Source organism: Bradyrhizobium sp. (genome assembly GCF_049512235.1).
In the GTDB taxonomy this organism is placed as follows: Bacteria; Pseudomonadota; Alphaproteobacteria; order Rhizobiales; family Xanthobacteraceae; genus Bradyrhizobium.
This window is the reverse complement of sequence record NZ_JBEKXH010000421.1, coordinates 1-5,656: the sequence shown is the minus strand read 5'-3', so window position 1 is coordinate 5,656 and position 5,656 is coordinate 1. Positions and strand designations below refer to the sequence as shown.

At 65.6% G+C, this 5,656-nt stretch carries 3 protein-coding genes; all 3 read right to left on the bottom strand.

The window, feature by feature from the left end; translation table 11 throughout:
• Nucleotides 1-428 (bottom strand): transposase (locus ABSG20_RS28165; protein ID WP_423867746.1); only part of this gene is annotated, 428 nt, incomplete at its 3' end.
• A 58-nt stretch (nucleotides 429-486) separates the two neighbouring features.
• Nucleotides 487-3,984 carry a S1 family peptidase gene (locus tag ABSG20_RS28160; protein WP_423867745.1) on the bottom strand — a complete coding sequence of 1,166 codons (3,498 nt, stop codon included), beginning with the start codon at nucleotides 3,982-3,984 and terminating at the stop codon, nucleotides 487-489.
• Nucleotides 3,981-5,312 (bottom strand): hypothetical protein, encoded by a 1,332-nt coding sequence (locus ABSG20_RS28155; protein ID WP_423867744.1) that lies wholly within the window; start codon nucleotides 5,310-5,312, stop codon nucleotides 3,981-3,983. Before ABSG20_RS28155 ends, ABSG20_RS28160 begins: the two co-directional genes overlap by 4 nt.
• Between the last annotated feature and the right edge of the window lie 344 nt (nucleotides 5,313-5,656).

The following is a 5,656-nucleotide window of genomic DNA, read 5'->3' as shown; positions in this document are numbered from 1 at the left end:
GGCCAGTCTTCGGGGCGCTTGCAAAGCCCCGCCCGCACCGGATTGAACGCGAGATAGCGGACCGCCGCCAGCCAATGCGCTTCGTCCATCGCGACGCAGCCGAACCGTCCCTGAAACAAGTGCCCCGTCGTGCGCGCTCGCGCGTTGACGAAAGCGGTGTAGCGCCGATGCGCTTCACCGACCGACCGGGAAAGGCTGGCGGATGCGCTCGCGACATCGGGACGGGTTGGCGTCAGAAGCAAATGCACATGGTTCGGCATCAGACAGTAAGCCGAGCAGACCACGCCGTGGAGTTTCAGACGCTCGGCGACCAGGTCGCGATAGAGCGTGAAGTCCGACGGCTCGGAGAAAATCTCCATCCTGCGGTTGCCGCGCTGGGTGACGTGATGGGGAATGTCAGGAAGGACGATACGAGCGAGCCGAGCCATGCGGGATCCTGGCGTGGAAAAATTATGTCAATCGGTATCATGTCCCCGTATAGGCAATTCAGGACAGGCCGCCGAAACGGCGCATATTGAGGGTGCTCAGATCGAAGCATTGCGAAACCTCCGCGATCCCAGGATGGTCGCGGACGAGCCGGGTAAGATCCCCGCTGTACATTCTCTTGGCGAGCGGCACCCTGCCGGCGCTGAGGCTCGCGCCGATGATTTTGGTGATCGCGCGGGCCTTCACCCCGCCAAGGCTTGCATCACTACCGATGTTGGTCAGTTTGGTCTTGTAGATCTTGAGGGCCGGGACCAGCTCGCCGTGCTTCAGATGGCAACCCAGCAGGCCGCCGGCCGCCTTGGCATGGATCAGCTGCGACCGAAGGTCATCGAGATCGGCGAAATTCCGCTCGACTTCGGTGAAATATCCGCCGGCCTGGCCGGGAAGGCTGTTCGAGACGGCGTTGGTCAGGCCCGCACCATATTGGTAGAGAAGCTCCTTCTCGGCCGGATGGGCCGTGGCCAGGTTCGCGAGGTCGGCAATCAGCCGATCGCGATCCTGGGCATGGGGGATCAGGTTCACGGCTCCCTTCGCCTGCAACTCGCGCAGCTTGGCATGGTCGAACCGGGACGAGAGCTCCGCGAGTTCGCCATACATTTGCAAGGACGTCCCGCCGTCGTGATGATCGATGTGCCAGTCCAGCAGATTGTAGGCGCATCTGGCCTGGTCGGTCTGCAGCGTCTTTTCGTTTGGATGAGCCGCGGCAACCGTCTTGACGCGTTGGTAGAGCGCGAGTCCCTCGGTCGCGTCGCCGCGGTCGAGATAGGTGCGCACCATGTTGTGGGCGCCCCGCGCGAAGGCCTCGCGGATCCCTCCATCGGCTGCGGCATCGGCGACGAGCCCGTCGAGATCGTCGTAGAAAGTTCGGGCCTGGACCGGATCGTTTGGGAAAGCCGCGATCAGGTTGGCCGCGCTGCGCGCCTGCCTCAGCCGGATCGAGGAATCGGCGCGGAATTCGCCGGCGACACGCTGCAGGCTCCGGTAGAGCTCGACCGCCCTTGCCGATGCGCCGGCGCTGCCGAGGTGGAAGGTCGCATTGACTGCCAACATGGACCACAGCCGGCGTATCTCCTCGGTGCCGTGCTCCGGGCCGAGCAGCAGCGGAAGACCGCCATGGTGGGGAAAGTCGCGCGCCGTCCGTTCGAGGAAGGCTGCCATGGATTGCGGCTTGAGGCGCCAGGACAGGCCACGCAGCACGGCAGCGCGCGCGGTATCGAGCGCAAATCTCGGCTTGACCCGCTCGAGTACGAACAGCTCGCCGACAATGTCGGGCTCGAGCGGAGCAAGAAAGCTGGTGGCATCGCGTCCGGACAGGATGCGGTAGCGCTCCGGACTGAACTGGTCGAGCGGCAGCAGCGTGTCCGGATGCGCCTGCCAATCCAGGGCGCCGATGTCGATGCCGGCAACCATGGTCGCGACGGCAAGCAGGTTCCATTCGGCCGGCTTCTTCACGTTCTGGGCTCGCCAGCGCTCTTCCTCATGGGCAAGAATGCTGTTCAGCAGCGCCTGCATGTCCCATCGCACGGCATTGCCGTGATGCGCCATCGCATCGCCCAGCAGCGCCGCGAACAGTGGGCGTCCCGCGGGATCGAGCTGTTGCAGCATCTCCAATGCTGCGGTCTGGTCCACGGTGCCCGCGCCGGCTTGGCGCGCCATCGCGCAGATGACTTTCCACAGCGCCGCCGGCGCCAGCGCCTGCAGCGTCAGCGGCGGCGCGAAGCGCGCCGCCTGCATCAGCGCCGCGGCGCTGCCCTGTCCGATGAACCGGTCAACCCAGGATTCCTCGACGAACTGGTCCTCGGCGGCCTCGGCCTTGCCGAAGCGCTCGATCGCCAGGACGCGGACTGGCCATCGCAGATCGGTACGAACCCGCAACGCGCCGACGATGCGGTTGAGTTCCTCGACGCGCGCGGCGGCATCATCCGCGACGATCAACGTCGGCTGCGACGGCTGCCAACTGCTCCAGTTGACATCGGCCGCCGGCGGCAGAAAGCCGGCCCGCCAGACCAGGCGGTGCCGCAGGCAGAGCTCCAGCGCCAGCCGGCTCTTGCCGCTGCCGGCCGGACCGAGCAGCAGCCACCAGGCGAAGCGGGGCTCTGCCGCCAGGAATTCGTCGAGCTCGCCGATTTCGACCTCGCGGCCGAGCAGCGGCACCGCGCGGGTGTTGAAGAGAAAGCGGTGTTCGGTCCCGGGAGCGAGCAGAGGAACTTCAAGCGGTGGCTGGGGCGGCACCAGATCGGCGATCGCGCGCAGTCGCGCGGCGATCTCACGCCCGGCCACGCCGGAAACTTCGATCAATCCGACGTCGGAAGCGAGGTCGGTGAATGCTTCAGCGGCGTGCGCAGGTTGGGCGTCATCCGCCGGCTCGATCGCAGGCGCCAGCGCGGGAATGCGCGCGAGCGCCGGCAGCAGCTGCCGATCATGGAACACCAGGATCGCCAGTGCGCGCCGGCACGCGATGGCTGGCTGGCTGCGTGCGCGCTGGAAAGCGATCATGGCCATCAGCCGGATCGCCATGGCGAGCCGCGGCCGATCCGTGGAGCCCGGCATCCGATCGGCCGGCACACCGATCAGCCGCTCGATGTCGATCGCCGCCGGCGCATGCGCCTGCCATGTCATCGCGAGGCGATCGATGGCCCCGTCGAGCGGTTCGATGGCGCACAGGCCGGCGTCGAGTCCCTGGGCAACCTCCGGGGCGTATCCCGACACGGTCTCGATGATCGTGCGCAACTTCGAGGCGGCGTCCTCCGACCGAAGGGCGTGCTCGAGCAGCCGGCGGATCGCGGCCTCGGGCGGCCGTGCAGGCGCGGGCGGCCCTGCGCCGATCCGCTCTGCCAATACAGCGAGGTCGGCGACGGGGCAGTCGATCAGTGCCTGGCCGCAATCATGCGCCAGCAGAAGCTCGCGGATCGCGATCGCATCCGCGGCGAAGGCGGTGTTCATGTTGCTGGCGACGCGGGTCATGACGCCGATGACGCGATCACGGCTCATGATGGCGGCGCCGGAAAAACCACCGAGCGGCTTTTCCTCGCCCTGCGGGGGCCGGTAGGTGGGCTGTTCGACGGTCAGCTGCAAGCCTTCCTGGGGCCGCAGGCGCTGCTCCCAGATCCTTGCGACCGTTCCGCTGAGTGCGAACAACCTCTCGCCGGAGCGCAGCGCCGGGAAGCCGTCGGCGCGCCATGGGTCGGATATCTCAGAACCGGCTCCGCAGACCCGCAGCAGGACGCCATCGGCGACCGCGCGATCCGCCTTCAGCAGCGCGATATCCGCCCGTGAATGGGCCAGCACGGCATCGCAGCGGATCTGAGCCGGCGCGCCGTCGACATCGTCATGCAAGGTGTAGCGGAAATCGCGGCCGATCTCGTGATACCACTCGCTGCCGCCCTCGGGTCCGACGACATGGAACGCGGTGAGGACGAGCTGCGGGGCGACGAACCACGCGGTGCCCTGGCTGAGCTGCCTGCTGTCGTCTTCGACCACGATCCGGAACGAGGTCATCGTTCGGGCCGCATTAACTTCGCCGCGGAAATGTGCCCGTCGGGATCGACGGAAATGTCGGCATAGGTCGGATCGAACTGGCGGACCCCATCGTCGCGAAACAGCCGCCGCAGATAGCCGTCGAGCCGGGCGAGGCCCGCGGTGCCGGGCTCCAATACATCGAGGGGAAGCCTGATCATGTCGATCCAGGTTCCTGTATTGATGTAGGTCGCGCGGTCCGGCGGACCGACCTGGCGCGCCAGGTGGGTGTGGCCCATTGTAACCACTTCGATCCCGTCGCCCAGCATCCGGGCGGCAGCGTCGCCACACGCGCCCGCAGCGCCGTCCCAACGCGCGAAATCTTCGCCGGCCGACATGCGTTGCAGGGCAAGCTGGATCCGTCGCAGCCGCTCGGCTGGGATCGGATCGCCGCGCGAGATCATCTCGGACAGGCTATCATCCCTGACGCCGGCAAAGAGACGGAGCCAGTCGCCGGCATTGACGTTCTCGTCGCTGGCCTGAAGGGCCGTCAGGTCATCGAACGCGCTGGCGATCTCTGGATCCACCTGCTGCCGGGGGATGGCAGCGACGTTGTCGATGTCGAACGGCCGGGTAATCGCTTCCTTGCGCCGGCCACGCAGCGCGCGCGTCAGTTTGCCCCAGTCGTATCTGAGCGATGGCTCGAAGGCGGCCAGCAGGTAGGCCACGATCTCGCCCTGCGGCTGCAGCAGGTCGATGAACGGATAGCGCGGCTTCAGAACGTTGACCACCTTCTCGACGATCAGGCTGCCGGCGGATATTTCCGGGGTCAAAAGCGGCATCTCGTTGCGGGAAAACGCCGAGGCCATCGCACGCAATCCGCTCCAGTCGTTGAAATTCGCGCCGTCGTAGCGGTTACCGTGTTCGATCAGCAATCCACCGATGCGGTGGGCACGGCCATCGGCGATGAACAGGACTTGATGCGGGCCGGCCCCCATGGCCCTGAGCAGGCTGGCCTGCACCGACGGCAACACCATCTCGGTATCGTGATTCCCGACCAGGATGGTCAAATGGTGCCCTGCCGCGACGTGAGCCGCGAGCGCCCTGAAAACCGGAGCGAAAACCCCCGTGACCGTCGCTTCGACCTTGCGCTCGCCATCTGTATCGGCGGTGCTCCACCTTGTGTCCGGCAGTACCGCGAGAAAATCGATGAAATCGCCGTTGATGACGAGTTCGAGCGTCGCTTCATTGCCGATACGATCCGGCAGCTGATGGATAAACCGCGCCAGCTGCTCCGGATGGCTCATCATTGCAGGGTCATTGCCACCCAGGTGCAGATCCGAAATGACGATCGCGCGCACACGATCCATGACGACAGCCCGACTGACCGCAATGAAGGGACTTCATCCGTCCCGCGATTGCCCTGAACGAGGGCAGCTAAGGTAAGGTAAGAGGTTGCAATAACGCCAGGATGCACCTGACCAGCACCGATGTCAATCGGACGGCGTCCGGGAATTGCTTGATCGCGACTTGGCGGATCAGTCAGTTGTAGGATGGGTAGAGTGACCAGATCGGACGCATGTCCGAACCGGTCACGAAACCCATCGCAGCGGCGGGAGTTGGTGGGTTTCGCGAAGAGCTCAACCCACCCTACGACATCGGGAGAGCGTGATCAGATTCGTCTTCACCTTGGCGATCATGTTTCTCGGCATCA

Excerpts from the sequence above, each read along its gene's own strand:
- ABSG20_RS28160 (WP_423867745.1), bottom strand. The coding sequence starts at position 3,984 with ATGACCTCGTTCCGGATCGTGGTCGAAGACGACAGCAGGCAGCTCAGC.
- ABSG20_RS28155 (WP_423867744.1), bottom strand. The coding sequence starts at position 5,312 with ATGGATCGTGTGCGCGCGATCGTCATTTCGGATCTGCACCTGGGTGGC.